This window comes from Flagellimonas pelagia (assembly GCF_003584135.1).
Lineage (GTDB): Bacteria > Bacteroidota > Bacteroidia > Flavobacteriales > Flavobacteriaceae > Flagellimonas > Flagellimonas pelagia.
This window is the reverse complement of sequence record NZ_QXFI01000033.1, coordinates 377,570-395,839: the sequence shown is the minus strand read 5'-3', so window position 1 is coordinate 395,839 and position 18,270 is coordinate 377,570. Positions and strand designations below refer to the sequence as shown.

The following is an 18,270-nucleotide window of genomic DNA, read 5'->3' as shown; positions in this document are numbered from 1 at the left end:
AGTGAGCGATACAAATCCATTTGAAATAGAGCGGTTGGGAGCATCCCAATACGAATCCCCATTAAAACTGAGCACAACCAAAGGTGATCATCTGTTCAACTTTGTAAGTGAAACGGATAGATTGGTCTTTGATTTATCCCTTGAACGTTACAATCATTGTCTCAATACAGGGGAAACCCCAATATGCATGGAGCAGGCAGGCCCTCGGCAGCATATTTTTTTTGAATCTAACAAGACCACGGCAGCCATTGTTACCTGCGGGGGATTATGTCCGGGAATCAATAATGTGATTCGCGGTTTGGTGATGGCCCTCCATTATTTCTACGGAGTAAAAAGAATCATAGGCATTCCCTATGGGTATGAAGGGCTAAATCCGGCCAAGGGACATGGTTTTGTTGAGCTTACTCCTGAAAAGGTGAGGGACATCCATCAATTTGGGGGAACTTTTTTGGGATCATCAAGGGGAGCCCAGGATGTGGGAATCATGGTCGACACCCTCCAAGAAAACCATGTGGATATGTTGTTTGCCATTGGGGGTGATGGAACCTTGAAAGGGGTGAATGCCCTTGGGGAGGAAATCTCCAAAAGAAATGCCAAGATCAGTGTTGTGGGCATTCCGAAGACCATAGACAACGACATTGACCTTATTGATGAATCCTTTGGATTTGAAACTGCTTTTGATGTGGCCAGCCCTATTTTGAGGGATGCACACAATGAGGCCACTGGGGCATACAACGGTATTTCCATTATTAAGCTGATGGGGCGCGATAGTGGTTTTATAGCAGCTTCTGCGGCTTTGGCCATGCCTGTTGTAAATTTTGTGCTGGTGCCCGAAATGAACTTTGGTTTGGAAGGGGAGAACGGATTTCTCAACATTTTGGAGCAACGTTTGCAGCAGAAAAAACACGCTGTGATCGTAGTTGCAGAAGGGGCCGGTCAGCAATTGTTCGAGCATAGACAGGAAATCAAGGATGCTTCGGGGAACATTAAACACGAGGATATAGGTGTTTTCTTAAAGGAAAAAATAACAGCCTATTTTAAAGGCAAGGAAACCCCGGTGACCATAAAATATATCGACCCCAGTTACATTGTGCGATGTGCTCCGGCCAATTCCAGCGATAGCGTTTACTGTAGCAGGTTGGCCTATCATGCTGTTCACGGGGCTATGGCGGGCAAGACCAAATTTGTGGCCAGCAAGGTGAACAATAAATATGTCTACGTGCCCATTTCCGAAGTCACCAAAAAAAGGAAAAAGATAAATCTGGAAGGGGAGTTTTGGTTTTCGGTGCTGCAAAGTACAGGGCAACCTTTCTCCTTGGGATAATGATCGGGTATTAAACTGACAATTGTCATTTAATATCAATTTATGTAGTATTAGCTTTAGTATATATTAAAACAATTATCATGGAAGTACATGTTCAATATCAGAAAATGATGACCAGTGAATCATTGACACAATTGTTGATGAAAAAACTGGAAGGTTTGGAAACAAAATACAGTTGGTTGATTAAGGCCAACGTGCTTTTTAAAACAGAGAACGATAAATCCGGAGAAGGCAAAGTATGCGAGATCGAGCTTAGCGCACCGGGTCCAAGAATCTTTGCCAAATCCAGTTCTGATGATTTTGAAAAGTCCATGGCCAATACCGTTGAAGACCTGAGAAGGCAGCTTGAGAAAAGACAGGCAACCTTTGCAACACATTAATCAATAAATTGGATCTTTGCTGCGCATGAACCACTAAATCAACTCTAATGAAATCTAAATCGCTCATATTAAGTCTGTTTCTCCTCATGGGATGTTCCTCTACCAGACTCGTTGGCACATGGAAGAACCCTGACATTGTGCTTTTTGATGCATACCAAGTATTAGTAGTGGGCATGGTCCAGGATGATAATGCCAGGATGGAGTTTGAGACCAAGTTTGTGGACGAATTGAAAGAACAGGGTGTGGATGCCATGCGCAGCATTGATCTATTTGATGTGGAGTTCACCTCATCGCAAAGATCCGAAAAGGAGATCGAGGAGGTGGAACAACAGCTTTTGGACAAAGGTTTCGATGCTATATTGTTCACTAAGGTGGTGGGTACTGAAAATAGAAGGACCTTTAAGGAACACCTCAACAATATTGATAAAATGTTCGTGCGTTTCAGCAATGATTATTTAGAGCACCAAGACATTTACTACGATCCGGAGTACTACGATAGCTTCAATATATACCATGCGGAGACCTCTCTATACTGCATATGCGTGGGCAAGGAAAGAGAGTTGATATGGAGGGGCGAAGTAGATGTGACCGAACCCTCGAATATTGAAAAAACGATAGGTAACTACGTAAAGGTGATCACAAAATCCATGGGCGAACAGGACGTCATTTTTTAGGCGAAGCCCAAGGCGTCCATCACGCCCAAAAAATCCAATAGGATACAAACGGGAATCGCAATCAAGATAATGATCAGTACAAAGACCATTACCCGCAAAAAACTGACCATTAGCTTATCCCCAAAAGAAGCTTCATTTGCCATAATAGTGTAATTTCTATCAATGTACGGAATTATTTGTTGTTCCCTGCAAAGGATCAACCCGATATTCGATTAACGGATGGATTTATGGCATGTGCTGTAAACCAATTAATTGGGCTTCTGTTTTTTCTTGCTGAGCAATTTACCCAATTCTTCCAAGCTGATTCCTTTGGTCTCTGGCATCATAAAGATTACCCATAGCAGTTGGAGCACCATCATAAGGGCAAAGAAGATAAAAATAGGCCATGGGTTTTCTTTGAAAACGCCGATTTCGGAGTCCAAAAAAGTGGGTGTGAGCAAAGTGATTAGGGCGGCAAATACCCAGTGGGTACCCGTTCCCCAAGCTTGTCCGTAGGAGCGTACCTTGTTGGGGAAAATTTCCGAGATGAACACCCATATTACCGCGCCTTGCCCCACAGCGTGGGAGGCGATGAAGATCAATATAAAGATGAGCAGCAAAACAGAACTGGCCCCGGAATAGAAACACCAACCGACCATCGATAAACTCAAAATATATCCGATGGATCCGATGTACATCAATTGTTTCCGGCCCAACTTATCGATCAAAGCAATACCCACAAAGGTGAAGATGAGGTTGATGACACCAATGGATATGGAACTAAAAAGGGATTCTCCAGAGGCAAGTCCCGCACGCTCTAAAATTTCGGGAGCATAGTACAGTACAAAGTTGATCCCGGACAACTGGTTGAAAAAAGCAATCAAAAAAGCCAAGACCAAAGATTTGTTGTACTTGCCGGAAAACAGGTTTTCCTTATGTTTTTCAGCAGTGTCGTAAAGTGCTACTTTGATTTCGGAAAGATAAACGGTGGCTCTCTCCTTTTCAATGCCCAAAAGGGTTATGGATTCCATTACAATGGCATCGGCACGCTCCTTCATCAACAGCCATCGTGGACTGTTGGGGATTTTCAGTACCATTAAGGTATAGATCAAGGCAGGTATGCCTTCCACACCGAGCATCCATCGCCAAGCCACGTGCTCATCAAATACTATTCCGATAAGGTAGTTGGATATAAAGGCGATGAGGATACCGAATACAATATTGAACTGGTACATGGCGGTCAACCTTCCTCTGGTTTCGGCGGTGGATATTTCTGAAATGTAGACCGGTGCCGCAACGGACGAGGCCCCAACTCCCACACCGCCAATAAACCTAAAAAGCGAAAAACTATAGGCCTCTGGGGCCAAGGCTGAACCAACGGCCGACACAAAATAAAGGACTCCAATCCAGAACAACGTATTTTTTCTCCCCAAACGGTCGGTAGGAATACCTCCAAAAAGCGATCCCAAAACGGTGCCCCAAAGGGCCATGGACATGATGAAAATACCGTGAAAAGTAAAAATGGAATCGCCCAAAAACCAGTTGGTGTTCCAAAGTTCTTTTATGGGTTGGTTGGCCCCGGAGATGACCACGGTGTCAAACCCGAACAAAAAACCTGCAAGGGCAGCGGTCAATGAAATTCTGAAAATACGTTTGTCCATGTTGGTTGAAATTTGTTAAAGCTAACCAAATTTTATAAAAATTGGGAAATATGATCCAGAATGCGATTGGCTGCCCCAACATTGGCGTTGATGTAGGCGGAATTGATAATGCCCTGTTCCTTTGCTTTTGCTGGATTTTCTATCAACTTACGCATCAATTCATTAAACCCATCCTGATCGGATATGGAAAGGATACCTCCTTTGGTCACCAAGTCTTCCGCTTCCTTAAAGCCATGGTACTGGGGACCGATGATGATGGGGATTCCAAAAACGGCGGGTTCCATAGTATTGTGCAGCCCTGTGGCAAAGCCCCCCCCAACATAAGCGAAATCCGCATAGCTATACACTTTGGTGAGGATGCCAATGGTGTCGATAATAAGCACATCAAAATCTTTTAGATTTTTATCTTCCATATCGGAATAACACACGACCTTTTTTTGAAGGGCACCGATGATTTTTTCTACATGGGCGGGTTTGATCTCGTGTGGTGCGATGACAAATTTAATAGGTTCCTGTACCGAATTGATATAGTTAATCAATATTTCCTCATCCTCGGGCCAAGTGCTTCCGGCTACGAAACAAAATTGCCCGTTTTTGAAACGATCCATGAACTCCAATCGGTTGTCTCTTTTCAAAATCTCGGAAACACGGTCCAGTCGGGTATCACCGCCAACGGTAACATTTTCAAAACCGATGGATTGCAAGAGGATTTTGGAGTTTTCGTCTTGGACAAAAAAGTGGGAAAAGGTCTTTAGACTGTTTCGCATAAACCCGCCGTAAAATTTGAAATACACCTGCCTTTTGGAAAAGATGGCCGAGACAAGAAAAGTGGGAATGCCTCTCTTTTTTAATTGGTCAAGATAGTTGGGCCAGATTTCATATTTCACAAAGATGACGAGTTCTGGTTTCACCAAGTCCAGGAATCGTGTGGCATTGGAAAGGGTGTCCATGGGCAGATAGGCTGTCACATCCGCAACAGGGGTGTTCTTTTTCACCTCGTATCCCGAAGGGGAGAAAAAGGTAAGCACAATTTGATGATTTGGGTGTTGTGAACGAAGGCGTTCCAGAATCGGGAGGCCTTGTTCAAATTCGCCCAAAGAGGCCACATGCATCCAAATAGTCTTGGCGTTTGGAGAAAGTTTTTCCTTTAGAAGTGGAAATGTCTCCTTCCTCCCAGACACGAACAATTTTATCTTGGGTTGGAACAATGCGAGCACATGAAGCCCGGTCCAGGCAAGATTGACCAAAATGTTGTACAAAAAACGCAAAGGCATCAATTTTTGCTAAAATACATTCTTTCCCCAAGAGGCCATTATGGTATCTTAATTTCTTAATTTTGCAGCATAATCAAATCCGATGAAAAAAATACAGATGGTTGACCTGAATGGTCAATATGAAGGCATAAAAAAAGAGGTCAACGATTCGATAGCTGAGATTATGGAAACCTCGGCATTCATCAACGGCCCCTATGTGCATGCATTCCAAAAAGAACTACAAGAATATTTGGGGGTAAAACATGTGATTCCCTGTGCCAATGGCACGGATGCCCTTCAGATCTGTATGATGGGATTAGGGCTTCAGCCCGGTGATGAAGTCATTACGGCCGATTTTACTTTTGCCGCCACGGTTGAGGTAATCGCTTTGCTGAACCTGACCCCGGTTTTGGTGGACGTGGAACCGGATACCTTCAACATAGACGTTGCTGCGATTGAAAGAGCTATCACCCCAAAGACCAAAGCCATTGTTCCCGTGCACCTGTTCGGGCAATGTGCCAATATGGATGCCATCATGGATTTGGCAAAAAAGCACAATCTTTATGTAATCGAGGACAATGCGCAGGCTATCGGGGCAACGTACACCTCCAAAAATGGTAAAAAACAAAAAGCGGGCACCATCGGTCATGTGGCTTCTACATCATTCTTTCCCTCCAAAAATTTAGGATGTTATGGAGACGGCGGTGCCATTTTTACCAATGATGATGAATTGGCCCACACCATTCGCGGTATTGTGAACCATGGGATGTATGAACGGTATTATCATGATGTAGTTGGTGTAAATTCCCGCTTGGACTCTATTCAAGCTGCTGTGCTTAAGGCGAAACTACCCAAATTGGATGGATACAACAAACAACGTTGGCAATCCGCAGCAAAATATACCAAGGCTTTCCAAGGGCAGGAGCATATTGTTGTGCCTAAGATTACTTGTGCCTGTGGTATGGGGCAGAATACCTGTGATTGTCATGTTTTCCATCAGTATACCCTAAGAATTTTAAATGGGAAAAGGGATGATCTGGTAAAACATTTGAATGAAAACAACGTTCCTTGTGGAGTGTACTATCCTGTTCCCCTACATAAGCAAAAAGCCTATGCGGATAGTCGGTATAATGAAGCGGATTTTCCAGTGACCAACCAATTGGTAAAGGAAGTGATTTCATTGCCCATGCATACCGAGTTGGATGATGAGCAGATAGCGTTCATCACCAAATTGGTCATCGACTTTGTAAACCAATAAAATGAAAATACTAGTAACGGGAGGCCTTGGTTTTATAGGCTCGCACACAGTTGTTGAATTACTGAACGAAGGTTTTGATGTTGTGGTGGTAGACAACCTTTCCAACTCCTCCATTGATGTTTTGGATGGTATTGAGGCCATCACTGGGAAAAGACCCATTTTTGAAAAATTTGATCTTCGGGATAAATTGAAGGTCCAGGAATTTTTCGGAAAATATGACATTGGTGGGGTTATCCATTTTGCTGCTTCCAAAGCTGTGGGCGAAAGTGTGGGAAAACCGCTTTTGTACTATGAGAACAACTTGGGAGTTTTGGTCTATATCCTTCAAGAATTGGAGAAAAAAGGAGGTGGTAATTTCATCTTCAGTTCTTCATGCACTGTATACGGGCAAGCAGATAAGCTTCCGATTACAGAGGATGCGCCTGTAAAACCTGCAGAATCTCCTTATGGCAATACCAAACAAATAGGAGAGGAAATCATACGGGATACCTGCAGCGTAAATCAAGATATAAAGGCCATTGCACTCCGATATTTTAACCCGATTGGTGCGCACCCATCCATACAGATAGGCGAGTTGCCAATCGGAGTGCCCCAAAATTTGGTGCCCTTTATTACCCAAACAGCAATTGGGTTAAGGGAGCAACTTTCGGTATTTGGGGATGATTACCCAACGGAAGATGGCACTTGTATCCGCGATTACATTTATGTGGTAGACCTCGCTAAGGCCCATGTGAAAGCATTGCAGCGTTTGTTGGATGGTAATAATGCATCCAACTACGAAATATTCAACCTGGGAACGGGCAAAGGAAGCTCCGTTTTGGAAGTGATTCAAAGTTTTGAAAAAGTATCTGGACAAAAACTCAATTATAAGGTTGTGGACAGAAGAGCAGGAGATGTGATTCAGGCGTATGCAGATACTACTAAAGCCAACCAAGTTTTGGGCTGGAGAGCCAAAGCCACTTTGGATGAAGCCATGAAAACTGCCTGGGACTGGGAGAAAAAGGTCAGAAATTCAAAGAAAGGTAAGTCCTAAAAGGAGTTTTTGGACGTAAATAAGATATGCTGTCCAATTACAATACTAGTTTGGAGTTGCTCGAGGTAGTCCAGCGGGAACAATTGTATAAAAAGTTGTTGCTCCAGCTCAAAAAGGATTTTGACCTTGCCAATGTACCCATCCAAATTTCAATGGATGTAACGCCAACTGAATTGAAGAGTCTCCTTCATGAAAAAATCTATTTCCTTATCGTGGAAAAATTCCCTGAGTATCTCAACCTGTTATACGTGGTGGATATTTCGGAGAATGAAGTAAAAAAGATAGCCCCTTCCGACGCAGTGGATGTTGCCGCGGAAGTAGCCTTTTTATTGTTGAAACGCGAGTGGCAAAAAGTTTGGTACAAGGCCAAATACAGCAGCTGAACCCGTCATACTTTCACATAGATGCCCTTCTTGTCCATAAAGTACCCCACTGCCCAGCAGGTGAGCATGATCCAGAGAGCAAACAACAGGGATCCCATATAGCCTCCTGACCATGATATGAATATATTTTCGGCAATCCACCGGTAAAGCGAGGAGCCGTTCGCGTCAATGGAAAATAGGGTGATCACGAACAATTCCGATAACAGATAGATGAAGAGGGTGTTTTTGCCGAACACTTCAAAAAAGTAGCTCCATCCCTTGGTTTTTTTCATGTCGAGGAAATAGATCAGGGTGGCAATGGCAACCAAATCTATCCCACAGGTGAGCAACACAAAGGAACTGGTCCATAATTTTTTATTGATAGGTAATAAGAGATCCCAGGCCAAACCGGCAAAAACCAGTGCAAAACCAACCATCATCAATTTGGCGATAGTTTCAAAGTTCTGCCCGTTCTTTTGGATGAACTTCCCAGCCAAGAAACCGATAATCACGTTTACTATGGCTGGTAACGTGCTCAAGAGTCCCTCTGGGTCAAAAGCCATTCCTTCACCATGGTACATATGTTTGGGGCCGATGAGCCATTCGTCCAATTTCAGCACGGCGTTCCCGGTAAGGGTCAGGTCGCCAAAACCAATCAGTATGAGATGGTAGGCCACCAGAAAAATAAGGCTCAGCCAGATAGCGGTCTTCGACTTTACAAAATGGAGTATGATCGAGGCAAACATGTAACACAGGGCAATGCGCTGCAACACACCAAAAATTCGGGTCTCCGCAAAGGGTTTCAGATGTCCGTCGTCAAAAAAAGGGAACCAATACATTAAAAATCCCAACAAGAAAATAATAGCGGTCCGTTTGAATACCTTTTTGAAAACGGCACCGCTACCCATGCTCTCGTATTTTTTCATGCTAAAGCTCATGGAGTTTCCTACCACAAATAGAAAGGTGGGGAATACAAGGTCGGTCAGGGTAAAACCATTCCAACTGGCATGGTTGAGAGGGGCAAAAGTAGTGGCTCCATTGCCGGGTGAGTTAACTACGATCATTAAGGCGACGTCCAAACCCCTGAAAACATCAAGGGAAAGATATCGATTTTTAAGTTCGGACATGTTAGGTTGGTTTTTTGGTGGAAACCAAGTTATGTTTTTTTTAGTTTATGGGGCAGATTTGAGTTAAAAATTTCATTATTCAGGCTTTCCCGTTAGTTCTGTAACAGAGTTGTAATTTTTGGACAATATTTGGTTAAAAGCCATTTGTATGAATGGTAAAACCCGTATTTTTGACAAAATTTTCCATAAAGTTTTGGAGAAACAGGAAGAATGGACAAATATTCATTTTTAAATGCTGCGCATACCTCGTTTTTTGCGGAGCTGTACGATAAATACCTAACGAACCCCGATAGTATTGAGCCCAGTTGGAGGGCTTTTTTTCAAGGATTTGATTTCGGTCTCGAAAGCTCCTTGGACGATTTGGGGATCGAATCCGAAAAGACCGGGATGGTCGTGCTTACCAATGGCAAGCAGGTGGAAATGCCCGAAACCCTTCAAAAGGAGTTTCAGGTCATTCGCCTTATTGACGGCTACCGTACCCGGGGACACCTTTTTACCAAGACCAATCCGGTAAGGGAACGTAGAAAATATGAGCCTACCTTGGAGATTGCCAATTTTGGCCTCACCCAAGAGGACATGAACACGGTGTTCGATGCAGGAAAGATTTTGGGCATTGGTCCATCGACCTTAAAGGAGATCATTACCCACTTGGAGAGCATTTATTGCAATTCCATCGGGGTGGAGTACATGTACATCCGCACTCCGGAACGTATCCAATGGATCCAGGATTGGTTGAACGTGAACGACAACCATCCCAATTTTACCGCGGATGAGAAAAAGAACATCCTCCGAAAATTAAATGAGGCCGTTTCCTTTGAAAGCTTTTTGCATACCAAATATGTGGGGCAAAAACGCTTTTCCTTGGAAGGGAACGAAACCTTGATCCCTGCCTTGGATGTGATCATTGAAAAAGCTGCCGATCAAGGGGTGAAGCAGTTTGTGATGGGTATGGCCCACCGCGGACGTTTGAACGTGTTGACCAATATCTTTGGAAAGTCGCCAAAGGATATTTTCAGCGAGTTCGATGGTAAGGATTACGAAGAGACCATCTTTGATGGGGACGTAAAATATCACTTGGGTTGGACCTCCATGCGGGAGACCGATTCAGGTAAAATGGTCAACATGAACATTGCCCCCAACCCTTCCCACTTGGAAACGGTAAATTCCGTTGTGGAAGGTATCGCAAGAGCTAAGCAAGACCATGACCACGTTGACAATGTCTCTGAAGTGCTTCCTATTTTGGTGCACGGGGATGCCGCATTTGCGGGTCAGGGTGTGGTATATGAAGTAATACAAATGGCCCGTTTGGACGGTTATGCAACTGGCGGCACCATACATATTGTGGTGAACAACCAGATCGGGTTTACCACCAACTATTTGGATGCCCGTTCATCCACGTATTGTACCGATGTAGGCAAGGTAACCTTATCACCCGTACTTCACGTAAATGCGGATGACGCAGAGGCTGTGGTTCATGCAGCCACCTTTGCCCTGGAGTACAGGATGAGATATCAACGTGATGTATTCCTTGACCTTTTGGGATATCGAAAATATGGTCACAACGAAGGGGATGAACCTAAATTCACCCAACCATTGTTGTATAAGGCCATCTCCAAGCATGATAATCCACGGGATATCTATGCACAAAAGTTATTGGCAGAAGGCATTATCGACAAGGATTATGTAAGTCGATTAGAAGAGGATTACAAAACGAGCTTGGAAGAAGATCTTTTGGATTCCCGTAAAATAGAAAAGACCAGGATTACTCCTTTCATGCAGGATGAGTGGGAAGGGTTTCAGCAAGTGACCGAAGAGGTGATGCTTGCGCCCATGGATACCACCTACGACCTTAAGAAGTTGGATGAGATTGCCAAGAGCATCACCGCACTTCCCGAAGGGAAAAAATTCTTGAGAAAATTGGAACGTTTGGTCGAGGCCCGTCATGCCATGTATTTTGAGGACAACAACCTCGATTGGGCCATGGGTGAACTTTTGGCCTACGGATCTTTGATCGAAGAAGGGTATGATGTGCGTATGTCAGGTCAGGATGTGGAACGGGGAACCTTCTCCCACCGCCACGCCGTGATCAAGACCGAAATGCACGAAGAGGAAATTACCTTATTGAACGAATTGGGTTCCAATCAAAATGGTAAGTTCCATATCTACAATTCCTTGCTTTCGGAGTATGCCGTTATGGGCTTTGATTATGGATATGCCATGGCCAGTCCCAAAACGTTGACCATTTGGGAAGCACAATTCGGGGATTTTAGTAATGGTGCCCAGATCATCATCGACCAATATCTGTCCGCGGCAGAGGATAAATGGAAATTGCAGAACGGATTGGTGCTATTGTTGCCCCATGGTTATGAAGGTCAGGGAGCGGAGCACTCTTCGGCACGTATGGAAAGATATTTACAACTTTGTGCCAAGGACAACATGTTTGTGGCCGATGTAACCACGCCGGCCAACCTGTTCCACTTGTTCCGTAGACAAATGAAGGCTGGGTTCAGGAAACCATTGGTAGTCTTCACGCCTAAAAGTCTCTTGAGGCATCCCAAGGTGGTATCCACCAAAGAGGAAATGGCCAACGGAAGCTTCCAAATGGTCATTGATGATGCGGAAGCCAAGGTGTCCAAAGTAAAAACGTTGGTGTTCTGTACCGGTAAGTTCTATTATGATCTTTTGGATAAAAAAGAAGAATTGAACAGGGATGACGTAGCTTTGGTAAGGGTGGAACAATTGTTCCCGTTGCCGGCGGACGAAATGAGGGACATCATCAAAAAATACAAGAATGCGGACGACATCGTTTGGGCACAGGAAGAACCAAGGAACATGGGCGCTTGGGGCCATATGTTGATGCATTTGGACGAAGCCAAGCAATTCAGGGTGGCATCCCGAAGATTTTACGGAGCTCCTGCCGCAGGTAGCGCGGTGCGTTCCAAAAGACGACATGCCCAGGTGTTGGAGTATGTTTTCGACAAGAGTAAGGACAATATGTTAATTCGATAATACAAGTATAAACTATAATAGCATGGTTTTAGAAATGAAAGTTCCCTCTCCAGGGGAATCCATTACAGAGGTTGAAATCGCCGAATGGTTGGTAGAGGATGGTGACTATGTGGAGAAGGACCAGGCCATTGCCGAGGTGGACTCGGACAAGGCAACTTTGGAGCTTCCTGCGGAGGAAAGCGGAATTATTACCCTTAAAGCCGAGGTAGGGGATGCCGTGGCCGTTGGTGAGGTGGTTTGCCTTATCGATACCAGTGCGGCAAAACCTGATGGTGCTGCTCCAAAAGCGGAGAAAAAAGAGGAGCCTAAAAAAGAAGGGCCCAAAGCGGAACCAAAAAAGGAAGAGCCTAAAAAAGAAACCTATGCTTCAGGGGCGCCATCGCCTGCAGCCAAAAAAATATTGGATGAAAAAGGGATAGAGCCTTCCTCTGTTTCGGGCACCGGAAGGGATGGTCGCATCACCAAGGAAGATGCCGTGCAGGCTGTTCCATCCATGGGAACCCCGACTGGCGGTAACCGTGGTGAAACCCGTTCCAAATTGTCCATGTTGCGCAGAAAAGTGGCCGAGCGTTTGGTAGCCGCCAAAAATGAAACCGCTATGTTGACCACCTTCAATGAGGTGGATATGACCGCTATCTTCGATCTAAGGGCTCAGTACAAAGATGAGTTCAAGGACAAGCATAATGTGGGACTTGGCTTTATGTCCTTTTTCACCAAAGCGGTGATCAGGGCATTGCAAATGTACCCAGCCGTAAACTCCATGATCGATGGCAAGGAAATGATCACTTATGATTTCTGCGATATCAGTATTGCGGTTTCCGGGCCCAAAGGCTTGATGGTTCCGGTAATCCGAAATGCCGAAAACTTGACGTTTAGGGGTGTTGAGGCCGAGATCAAGAGATTGGCCATCCGCGCCAGGGAAGGGGAAATCACTGTGGATGAAATGACCGGTGGTACCTTTACCATTACTAACGGTGGTGTATTCGGTTCTATGTTGAGTACGCCGATCATCAACCCACCACAAAGTGGTATCTTGGGTATGCACAATATTGTGGAGCGTCCTATCGTAAGGGATGGTGCCATTGCTATTGCACCTATCATGTACGTGGCCCTTTCCTATGACCACCGAATCATTGACGGTAAGGAATCCGTTGGGTTCTTGGTTGCTGTGAAAGAAGCTTTGGAAAGTCCTGAAGAATTGTTGATGGATGGAAATGTGAAAAGAGCTTTGGAGCTTTAAAATAATGTCACCTCGAGCATGGCCACTGAGCGAAGTCGAAGTGTAGTCGAGAGGTAAATAATACAAATGCCTTTACTTTTTCAAGTAGAGGCATTTTTTATTGTAATCGATTACGGCCTTTCCTTTTTTGAGGACATCGGCACCGATGATGCCATCCACGGGCAAAGCGTTATGCGATACCAGGGCCTGGTTTACGTGCACGAGGTCAAATAATACGATTTTAAGCTTGCTCTTTTTCCAATCCCCGATCTGGATCTTGTTTTTGGAGGAAATAAGGGTTTCCATTTCGGTGGCACCTGCTCCAGCCGCTTTGATGTCGGTAGCTTCGGAGGCCATTTTAAAAAACTCGATTTTATCGATGCCCACGCAGGTGTTGGAAGCTCCGGTATCCAAAATGAACTTGCCCGACACCCCATTGATCTTGGCCACGATTTCAAAATGGTTGGTTTCGGTGAACACAAGCGGCACCTTTATGTAATCTTTGGATTTCAGAAACTTTTTAAGTGATGTCATATTGTTGATTGATTGATGTCATGCTGAGCGCAAGCGAAGCATCTCAAAATGTTTTATTGGATATGAAAGTTTTGGGACAACTAAGATAAATCTATTTTTGTGACATGATCATCACCGATACCCATACCCATTTATATAGTGAAGCATTTGTTGACGACCGTGATGCCATGATGCAACGTGCCCTGAAAGCTGGCGTGGAACGCTTTTTTATCCCCGCTATCGATTCCACCTACACCCAGGCCATGTTGGATTTGGAGTCCAATTATCCCCAAAATGTGTTTTTGATGATGGGACTTCACCCCACCCATGTCAAGGAAAACTTTAAGGAAGAACTAGCTTTGGTGGAAGAATGGCTCTCCAAACGAAAATTCTATGCCGTGGGGGAAATCGGTATCGACCTATATTGGGACAAGACCTTTTTGAAACAACAGCAAGAAGCCTTCGTCTACCAAATCCGTTTGGCAAAAAAATACCAATTGCCCATCGTGATCCATTGCCGGGATGCCTTTGATGAAATTTTTGAGGTTTTGGAACAAGAGAAGGGCAATGACCTTTTTGGGATTTTTCATTGCTTTACCGGAGCCTTGGAACAAGCCCATCAGGCCATTTCCTATAACATGAAGTTAGGCATTGGGGGAGTGGCTACCTTTAAAAACGGGAAAATAGACCAGTTTTTGGATCAAATCGATTTGCAGCATATTGTCTTGGAGACCGATTCGCCCTATTTGGCCCCGGTTCCGTATCGCGGCAAGCGCAATGAAAGCTCTTATATTGTTCAGGTGCTGGAAAAGCTGTCCTTTATATATGGTAGGCCTTATGAGGAGATTGCACGCATTACGACCGATAATTCAAAAGAAATTTTTGGTATTTAACCATGAAAAAAAAACCGAACATATTGCTCGTTTATACCGGAGGTACCATAGGAATGGTCAAGGATTATGAAACGGGTGCCTTAAGAGCCTTCAATTTTGATGAGCTCATCAAAAACATCCCGGAGCTGAACCAATTGGATTGCACGTTAAGCGGAGTGTCCTTTAAAAACCCGATCGACTCCTCTAATATGAACCCTAGTTATTGGTCCTTGATCGCTTCCATCATCGAGGAACATTATGCGGGTCATGATGGTTTTGTGGTGCTTCACGGAAGTGATACGATGAGCTATTCGGCATCCGCATTGAGTTTTATGTTGGAAAACCTAGACAAACCGGTCATTTTTACAGGATCGCAATTGCCCATTGGGGACCTTAGGACCGATGCCAAGGAGAATTTGATCACTTCCATAGAAATTGCTTCGCTTCAGGAAAACGGCAAACCGGTGGTGCAGGAGGTAGGACTCTATTTTGAATATAAATTGTATCGGGGCAACCGGACCACCAAGATCAACGCCGAACATTTTGAGGCTTTTGCTTCCTTGAACTATCCACCTTTGGTGGAATCGGGGGTACATTTAAAAGTGCACCACAACTATCTGTTAAAAAAGCAGGCCAAGAACAAGTCCTTATTGGTGCACAAACAAATGGATGACCGGGTGGCGATTCTCAAATTGTTTCCTGGGATTAACCGAGAAGTGTTAAAGGCCGTGTTGAACATACCTCAATTGAAGGCACTCGTTCTGGAAACTTATGGTGCCGGAAATGCCCCTATGGATGGTTGGTTCCTGCAAGAGTTGAAATCCGCAGTAAAAAAAGGTTTACACATCATTAACGTGACCCAGTGCTCTGGAGGTAGCGTTTTTATGGGGCATTATGAGACCAGCGAAAAGCTCAAGGAAATGCAACTGGTTAATGGCAAGGATATTACAACCGAGGCCGCTGTGACCAAGGCCATGTACCTATTGGGGACGGGCGTTCCCGATACATTGTTCAAGACAATTTTCGAGACACCGCTCCGTGGTGAAATGGTGTAAAATTAACGCCTCAAATTTCTATAACTGATTATTTTTTTGTTTATTGGTCGGCCTAAATGAAGGAATAGAGAGGTGGCCGAGTGGTCGAAGGCGCACGCCTGGAAAGTGTGTATACACCAAAAGTGTATCGAGGGTTCGAATCCCTTCCTCTCTGCAAGGTATTTTAGTTTTTCAATTGTAAAATTTTTATATCTTTAACATTATTAACTAACTAAATTTAAGTTTTAAGTAAAATGAAAAAAATATCCTTTACTCTGGCTGCTGCCGGAATGTTTGTGATGGGAACTTCAACTGCATCTGCAGCAATGTTGCAAGAAGAGCCAAGTGCAAGTTTCACCCAGGTATTGAAAGAACAATTTATTCAAGGGGGTCCTGCCTTCATGGGTATTGTACTTCTTTGTTTGATATTGGGATTGGCTGTAGCCATCGAAAGAATTATCTATTTGAATTTGGCAACTACCAACACGGCTAAATTGAAACAACAAGTTGAAGATGCTTTGGCTTCTGGAGGTGTAGAAGCGGCCAAAGAGGTTTGCAGGAACACAAAAGGACCAGTTGCTTCCATCTTCTACCAAGGATTGGACAGATCTTCCGAAGGTTTGGAATCTGCTGAGAAAGCAGTTGTTGCCTATGGTGGTGTACAAATGGGCCAATTGGAGAAAAATGTATCTTGGTTGTCCTTGTTTATCGCTGTGGCCCCAATGCTTGGGTTCATGGGTACGGTAATCGGTATGATTCAGGCCTTCCAAAAAATCGCCGCTGTTGGTAACTTGAGCGCCTCTTTGATCGCTGGTGATATTCAGGTGGCCTTGTTGACCACGGTATTTGGTTTGATCGTGGCCATCATCCTTCAGATTTTCTATAACTATATCATTGCCAAGATCGATAGTATCGTAAACGACATGGAAGATGCCTCTATATCCTTGATTGATATGTTGGCAGCACACAAGAAATAATTACGGAACTAAAAACTATCGGGAAACATGAATAAAATAGTTAAAATAGCACTCATTGCAATCGGATTGATTTCTGCTGTACTGTGGTTCTCATTGCCATCACAAGAAGATCCGGATGCAATCAGCAGTGGGTCAATGAACTTCATGTTCATTATCATGTACTTGTTATTGGCCATTGCCGTTGTGGCAGCACTGTTCTTTGGATTGACAAAACTACTTTCCACTCCGGGAAGTCTTAAGAAAACCTTGTTCGCCCTTGGTGGATTGGCCATTGTTGTGGCCGTTTCCTACGGACTTTCTTCCAACAACGCACCCGTTGTTGAGGAAATGGCAAGAAGAGGTATCACGACCACGGAAGGAACTGTGAAAAACATTGGAATGGGATTGAACGTATTCTTCATCCTGACCGTAGTAGCGGTGGTCCTAATGGTTTTCCCAGGATTGAAGAAAATGTTTGTAAAGTAAAAGTTGAATTATGCCTAGAAGAAAAGCAGCGCCGGAAGTCAATGCCGGTTCCATGGCGGACATCGCTTTCCTCTTGCTTATCTTTTTCTTGGTGACCACCACCATTGAAACGGATGCAGGTCTGGATCGTATGTTGCCGCCGATCGAACCGCCAGATACAGATGTAGTGATTAAGCAAAAGAACATTTTTACGGTTAACATCAATAAAAATGGTCAATTGCTGGTAGAGGATAATTTGATGGAATTGAAGGATTTGAGAAAGGCTGCTATTGCATTTCTTGAAAACAACGCAGATGGTTCCTGTACTTTCTGTAAAGGGAAGAAGGATCAATCTTCATCGGATAATCCAACAAAAGCGATCATCTCTTTGAAGAATGACAGGGAAACCAAGTACAGTACTTATATCACCGTTCAGAACGAATTGGTAGGTGCCTATAATGATTTGAGGAACCGCGAGGCCCAAAGGCTATATAATCGCGACTTCACCAAAATGGAAGCCGAGTATCTCAACCCTGAAACACCTTCTGCCATTAGAGATGAGTTGAAAGACAAAGTGAAGCGTATCCAAGATATGTTCCCACAGAAGCTTTCGGAAGCAGAAACATCAACCAATTAAAACTAGAATTTAGTATGGCTAAGTTTACAAAAAAGAAGGACGGGGATTTGCCAGCGGTATCTACAGCATCTTTGCCGGATATCGTGTTCATGTTGCTGTTCTTTTTTATGACCGTGACCACGATGAAAGACAGTTCGTTAATGGTTGAAAACACGCTTCCCAATGCAACGGAGGTAAAGAAATTGGAAAAGAAGGACCGCGTAATCTATATCTACGTGGGAAAACCTACCCAAGAATATCAAAAGGTTTTTGGTTCTGAACCAAAAATCCAGTTGAATGATAAATTTGCCAATGTGGACGAAGTTGGGTCCTTTATTTTGGCAGAGCGTGCAAAAAAGCCTCAAGAACTTCAAAACGTATTGACTACTGCATTAAAGGTCGATAAGAATGCCAACATGGGTCTTATTACCGATATAAAACAAGAATTGAGGAAAGTGAATGCCCTAAAAGTGAATTATACTACTTATGAGGGAGATGCTTTTAACAATCTACAGTAGGCAATAGCTTAGATTTA

The 18,270-nt window shown here is 44.0% G+C and carries 19 protein-coding genes and 1 tRNA gene; 15 read left to right on the top strand and 5 right to left on the bottom strand.

The window, feature by feature from the left end; genetic code table 11:
- The first annotated feature begins 1 nt into the window (after position 1).
- The 3 genes from D2V05_RS15865 (at position 2) to D2V05_RS15855 (ending at position 2,378) form a co-directional block, all read left to right on the top strand.
- Positions 2-1,324 (top strand): ATP-dependent 6-phosphofructokinase, encoded by a 1,323-nt coding sequence (locus tag D2V05_RS15865; protein WP_119648545.1) that lies wholly within the window; start codon positions 2-4, stop codon positions 1,322-1,324.
- An 80-nt stretch (positions 1,325-1,404) separates the two neighbouring features.
- Positions 1,405-1,704 (top strand): HPF/RaiA family ribosome-associated protein, encoded by a 300-nt coding sequence (locus tag D2V05_RS15860; RefSeq protein ID WP_119638508.1) that lies wholly within the window; start codon positions 1,405-1,407, stop codon positions 1,702-1,704.
- Between the two features lie 47 nt (positions 1,705-1,751).
- Positions 1,752-2,378 (top strand): hypothetical protein, encoded by a 627-nt coding sequence (locus D2V05_RS15855; RefSeq protein WP_119648544.1) that lies wholly within the window; start codon positions 1,752-1,754, stop codon positions 2,376-2,378.
- Here D2V05_RS15855 and D2V05_RS19730 read toward each other — a convergent pair.
- From D2V05_RS19730 to D2V05_RS15845, 3 genes are all read right to left on the bottom strand, one after another.
- Entirely contained in the window at positions 2,375-2,521 is a 147-nt protein-coding gene (locus D2V05_RS19730) for a hypothetical protein (protein ID WP_182859079.1), read from the bottom strand. The two genes, D2V05_RS15855 and D2V05_RS19730, sit on opposite strands and share 4 nt — an antisense overlap.
- Positions 2,522-2,626: 105 nt before the next feature.
- Positions 2,627-4,018 carry a sugar porter family MFS transporter gene (locus D2V05_RS15850; protein WP_119648543.1) on the bottom strand — a complete coding sequence of 464 codons (1,392 nt, stop codon included), beginning with the start codon at positions 4,016-4,018 and terminating at the stop codon, positions 2,627-2,629.
- Positions 4,019-4,050: 32 nt separating this feature from the next.
- Entirely contained in the window at positions 4,051-5,292 is a 1,242-nt protein-coding gene (locus tag D2V05_RS15845) for a 3-deoxy-D-manno-octulosonic acid transferase (RefSeq protein WP_119648542.1), read from the bottom strand.
- 82 nt (positions 5,293-5,374) lie between these two features.
- Here D2V05_RS15845 and D2V05_RS15840 point away from each other — a divergent pair, with 82 nt between their 5' ends.
- Genes D2V05_RS15840 through D2V05_RS15830 form a run of 3 tightly spaced genes read left to right on the top strand, consistent with a single transcriptional unit; the run spans position 5,375 to position 7,945 of the window.
- Positions 5,375-6,529 (top strand): DegT/DnrJ/EryC1/StrS family aminotransferase, encoded by a 1,155-nt coding sequence (locus D2V05_RS15840; protein ID WP_119648541.1) that lies wholly within the window; start codon positions 5,375-5,377, stop codon positions 6,527-6,529.
- Between the two features lies 1 nt (position 6,530).
- Positions 6,531-7,562 carry a UDP-glucose 4-epimerase GalE gene (gene galE, locus D2V05_RS15835; protein WP_119648540.1) on the top strand — a complete coding sequence of 344 codons (1,032 nt, stop codon included), beginning with the start codon at positions 6,531-6,533 and terminating at the stop codon, positions 7,560-7,562.
- Positions 7,563-7,588: 26 nt separating this feature from the next.
- Positions 7,589-7,945 (top strand): hypothetical protein, encoded by a 357-nt coding sequence (locus D2V05_RS15830; protein ID WP_119648539.1) that lies wholly within the window; start codon positions 7,589-7,591, stop codon positions 7,943-7,945.
- 5 nt (positions 7,946-7,950) lie between these two features.
- Here D2V05_RS15830 and D2V05_RS15825 read toward each other — a convergent pair whose 3' ends face one another.
- Positions 7,951-9,051, bottom strand: a complete 1,101-nt coding sequence (locus D2V05_RS15825) for an acyltransferase family protein (protein ID WP_119648538.1) — start codon at positions 9,049-9,051, stop codon at positions 7,951-7,953.
- Positions 9,052-9,261: 210 nt separating this feature from the next.
- Here D2V05_RS15825 and D2V05_RS15820 point away from each other — a divergent pair, with 210 nt between their 5' ends.
- Both D2V05_RS15820 and odhB read left to right on the top strand, forming a co-directional pair.
- Positions 9,262-12,060 carry a 2-oxoglutarate dehydrogenase E1 component gene (locus D2V05_RS15820; RefSeq protein WP_119648537.1) on the top strand — a complete coding sequence of 933 codons (2,799 nt, stop codon included), beginning with the start codon at positions 9,262-9,264 and terminating at the stop codon, positions 12,058-12,060.
- A gap of 22 nt (positions 12,061-12,082) precedes the next feature.
- Positions 12,083-13,300: a 2-oxoglutarate dehydrogenase complex dihydrolipoyllysine-residue succinyltransferase gene (odhB, locus tag D2V05_RS15815; RefSeq protein ID WP_119648536.1), complete on the top strand. Its 1,218-nt coding sequence runs from the start codon at positions 12,083-12,085 to the stop codon at positions 13,298-13,300.
- A 72-nt stretch (positions 13,301-13,372) separates the two neighbouring features.
- On the opposite strand, the gene D2V05_RS15810 is transcribed toward odhB, so the two are convergent.
- Positions 13,373-13,813 carry a retropepsin-like aspartic protease family protein gene (locus D2V05_RS15810; protein ID WP_119638519.1) on the bottom strand — a complete coding sequence of 147 codons (441 nt, stop codon included), beginning with the start codon at positions 13,811-13,813 and terminating at the stop codon, positions 13,373-13,375.
- A gap of 104 nt (positions 13,814-13,917) precedes the next feature.
- Between D2V05_RS15810 and D2V05_RS15805 the strand changes: the two genes are divergently transcribed.
- The 7 genes from D2V05_RS15805 to D2V05_RS15775 all read left to right on the top strand — a co-directional run bounded on the left by D2V05_RS15805 (position 13,918) and on the right by D2V05_RS15775 (position 18,253).
- Positions 13,918-14,685, top strand: coding sequence for a TatD family hydrolase (locus D2V05_RS15805; protein ID WP_119648535.1), 768 nt, complete (start codon positions 13,918-13,920; stop codon positions 14,683-14,685).
- A 2-nt stretch (positions 14,686-14,687) separates the two neighbouring features.
- A complete protein-coding gene (locus D2V05_RS15800) occupies positions 14,688-15,719 on the top strand; it encodes an asparaginase (RefSeq protein ID WP_119648534.1) in 1,032 nt (343 codons plus the stop codon).
- A 66-nt stretch (positions 15,720-15,785) separates the two neighbouring features.
- A tRNA-Ser gene (locus tag D2V05_RS15795) sits at positions 15,786-15,873 on the top strand.
- Between the two features lie 79 nt (positions 15,874-15,952).
- Positions 15,953-16,675: a MotA/TolQ/ExbB proton channel family protein gene (locus D2V05_RS15790; RefSeq protein WP_119648533.1), complete on the top strand. Its 723-nt coding sequence runs from the start codon at positions 15,953-15,955 to the stop codon at positions 16,673-16,675.
- A 27-nt stretch (positions 16,676-16,702) separates the two neighbouring features.
- Positions 16,703-17,140 carry a hypothetical protein gene (locus D2V05_RS15785; RefSeq protein ID WP_119648532.1) on the top strand — a complete coding sequence of 146 codons (438 nt, stop codon included), beginning with the start codon at positions 16,703-16,705 and terminating at the stop codon, positions 17,138-17,140.
- Between the two features lie 10 nt (positions 17,141-17,150).
- Positions 17,151-17,756 (top strand): ExbD/TolR family protein, encoded by a 606-nt coding sequence (locus D2V05_RS15780; protein ID WP_119638525.1) that lies wholly within the window; start codon positions 17,151-17,153, stop codon positions 17,754-17,756.
- Between the two features lie 14 nt (positions 17,757-17,770).
- Positions 17,771-18,253 (top strand): ExbD/TolR family protein, encoded by a 483-nt coding sequence (locus tag D2V05_RS15775; protein ID WP_119638526.1) that lies wholly within the window; start codon positions 17,771-17,773, stop codon positions 18,251-18,253.
- Positions 18,254-18,270: the final 17 nt, after the last annotated feature.

Bases quoted from the DNA above. Each gene is read 5' to 3' on its own strand.
- D2V05_RS15790 (WP_119648533.1), top strand. From the start codon at position 15,953: ATGAAAAAAATATCCTTTACTCTGGCTGCTGCCGGAATGTTTGTGATG.
- D2V05_RS15820 (WP_119648537.1), top strand. From the start codon at position 9,262: ATGGACAAATATTCATTTTTAAATGCTGCGCATACCTCGTTTTTTGCG.
- D2V05_RS15825 (WP_119648538.1), bottom strand. From the start codon at position 9,051: ATGTCCGAACTTAAAAATCGATATCTTTCCCTTGATGTTTTCAGGGGT.
- D2V05_RS15780 (WP_119638525.1), top strand. From the start codon at position 17,151: ATGCCTAGAAGAAAAGCAGCGCCGGAAGTCAATGCCGGTTCCATGGCG.
- D2V05_RS15775 (WP_119638526.1), top strand. From the start codon at position 17,771: ATGGCTAAGTTTACAAAAAAGAAGGACGGGGATTTGCCAGCGGTATCT.
- D2V05_RS15805 (WP_119648535.1), top strand. From the start codon at position 13,918: ATGATCATCACCGATACCCATACCCATTTATATAGTGAAGCATTTGTT.
- D2V05_RS15785 (WP_119648532.1), top strand. From the start codon at position 16,703: ATGAATAAAATAGTTAAAATAGCACTCATTGCAATCGGATTGATTTCT.
- D2V05_RS19730 (WP_182859079.1), bottom strand. From the start codon at position 2,521: ATGGCAAATGAAGCTTCTTTTGGGGATAAGCTAATGGTCAGTTTTTTG.
- D2V05_RS15850 (WP_119648543.1), bottom strand. From the start codon at position 4,018: ATGGACAAACGTATTTTCAGAATTTCATTGACCGCTGCCCTTGCAGGT.
- D2V05_RS15840 (WP_119648541.1), top strand. From the start codon at position 5,375: ATGAAAAAAATACAGATGGTTGACCTGAATGGTCAATATGAAGGCATA.
- D2V05_RS15860 (WP_119638508.1), top strand. From the start codon at position 1,405: ATGGAAGTACATGTTCAATATCAGAAAATGATGACCAGTGAATCATTG.
- D2V05_RS15855 (WP_119648544.1), top strand. From the start codon at position 1,752: ATGAAATCTAAATCGCTCATATTAAGTCTGTTTCTCCTCATGGGATGT.
- D2V05_RS15830 (WP_119648539.1), top strand. From the start codon at position 7,589: ATGCTGTCCAATTACAATACTAGTTTGGAGTTGCTCGAGGTAGTCCAG.
- D2V05_RS15810 (WP_119638519.1), bottom strand. From the start codon at position 13,813: ATGACATCACTTAAAAAGTTTCTGAAATCCAAAGATTACATAAAGGTG.
- galE (WP_119648540.1), top strand. From the start codon at position 6,531: ATGAAAATACTAGTAACGGGAGGCCTTGGTTTTATAGGCTCGCACACA.
- D2V05_RS15800 (WP_119648534.1), top strand. From the start codon at position 14,688: ATGAAAAAAAAACCGAACATATTGCTCGTTTATACCGGAGGTACCATA.
- D2V05_RS15845 (WP_119648542.1), bottom strand. From the start codon at position 5,292: ATGCCTTTGCGTTTTTTGTACAACATTTTGGTCAATCTTGCCTGGACC.
- odhB (WP_119648536.1), top strand. From the start codon at position 12,083: ATGGTTTTAGAAATGAAAGTTCCCTCTCCAGGGGAATCCATTACAGAG.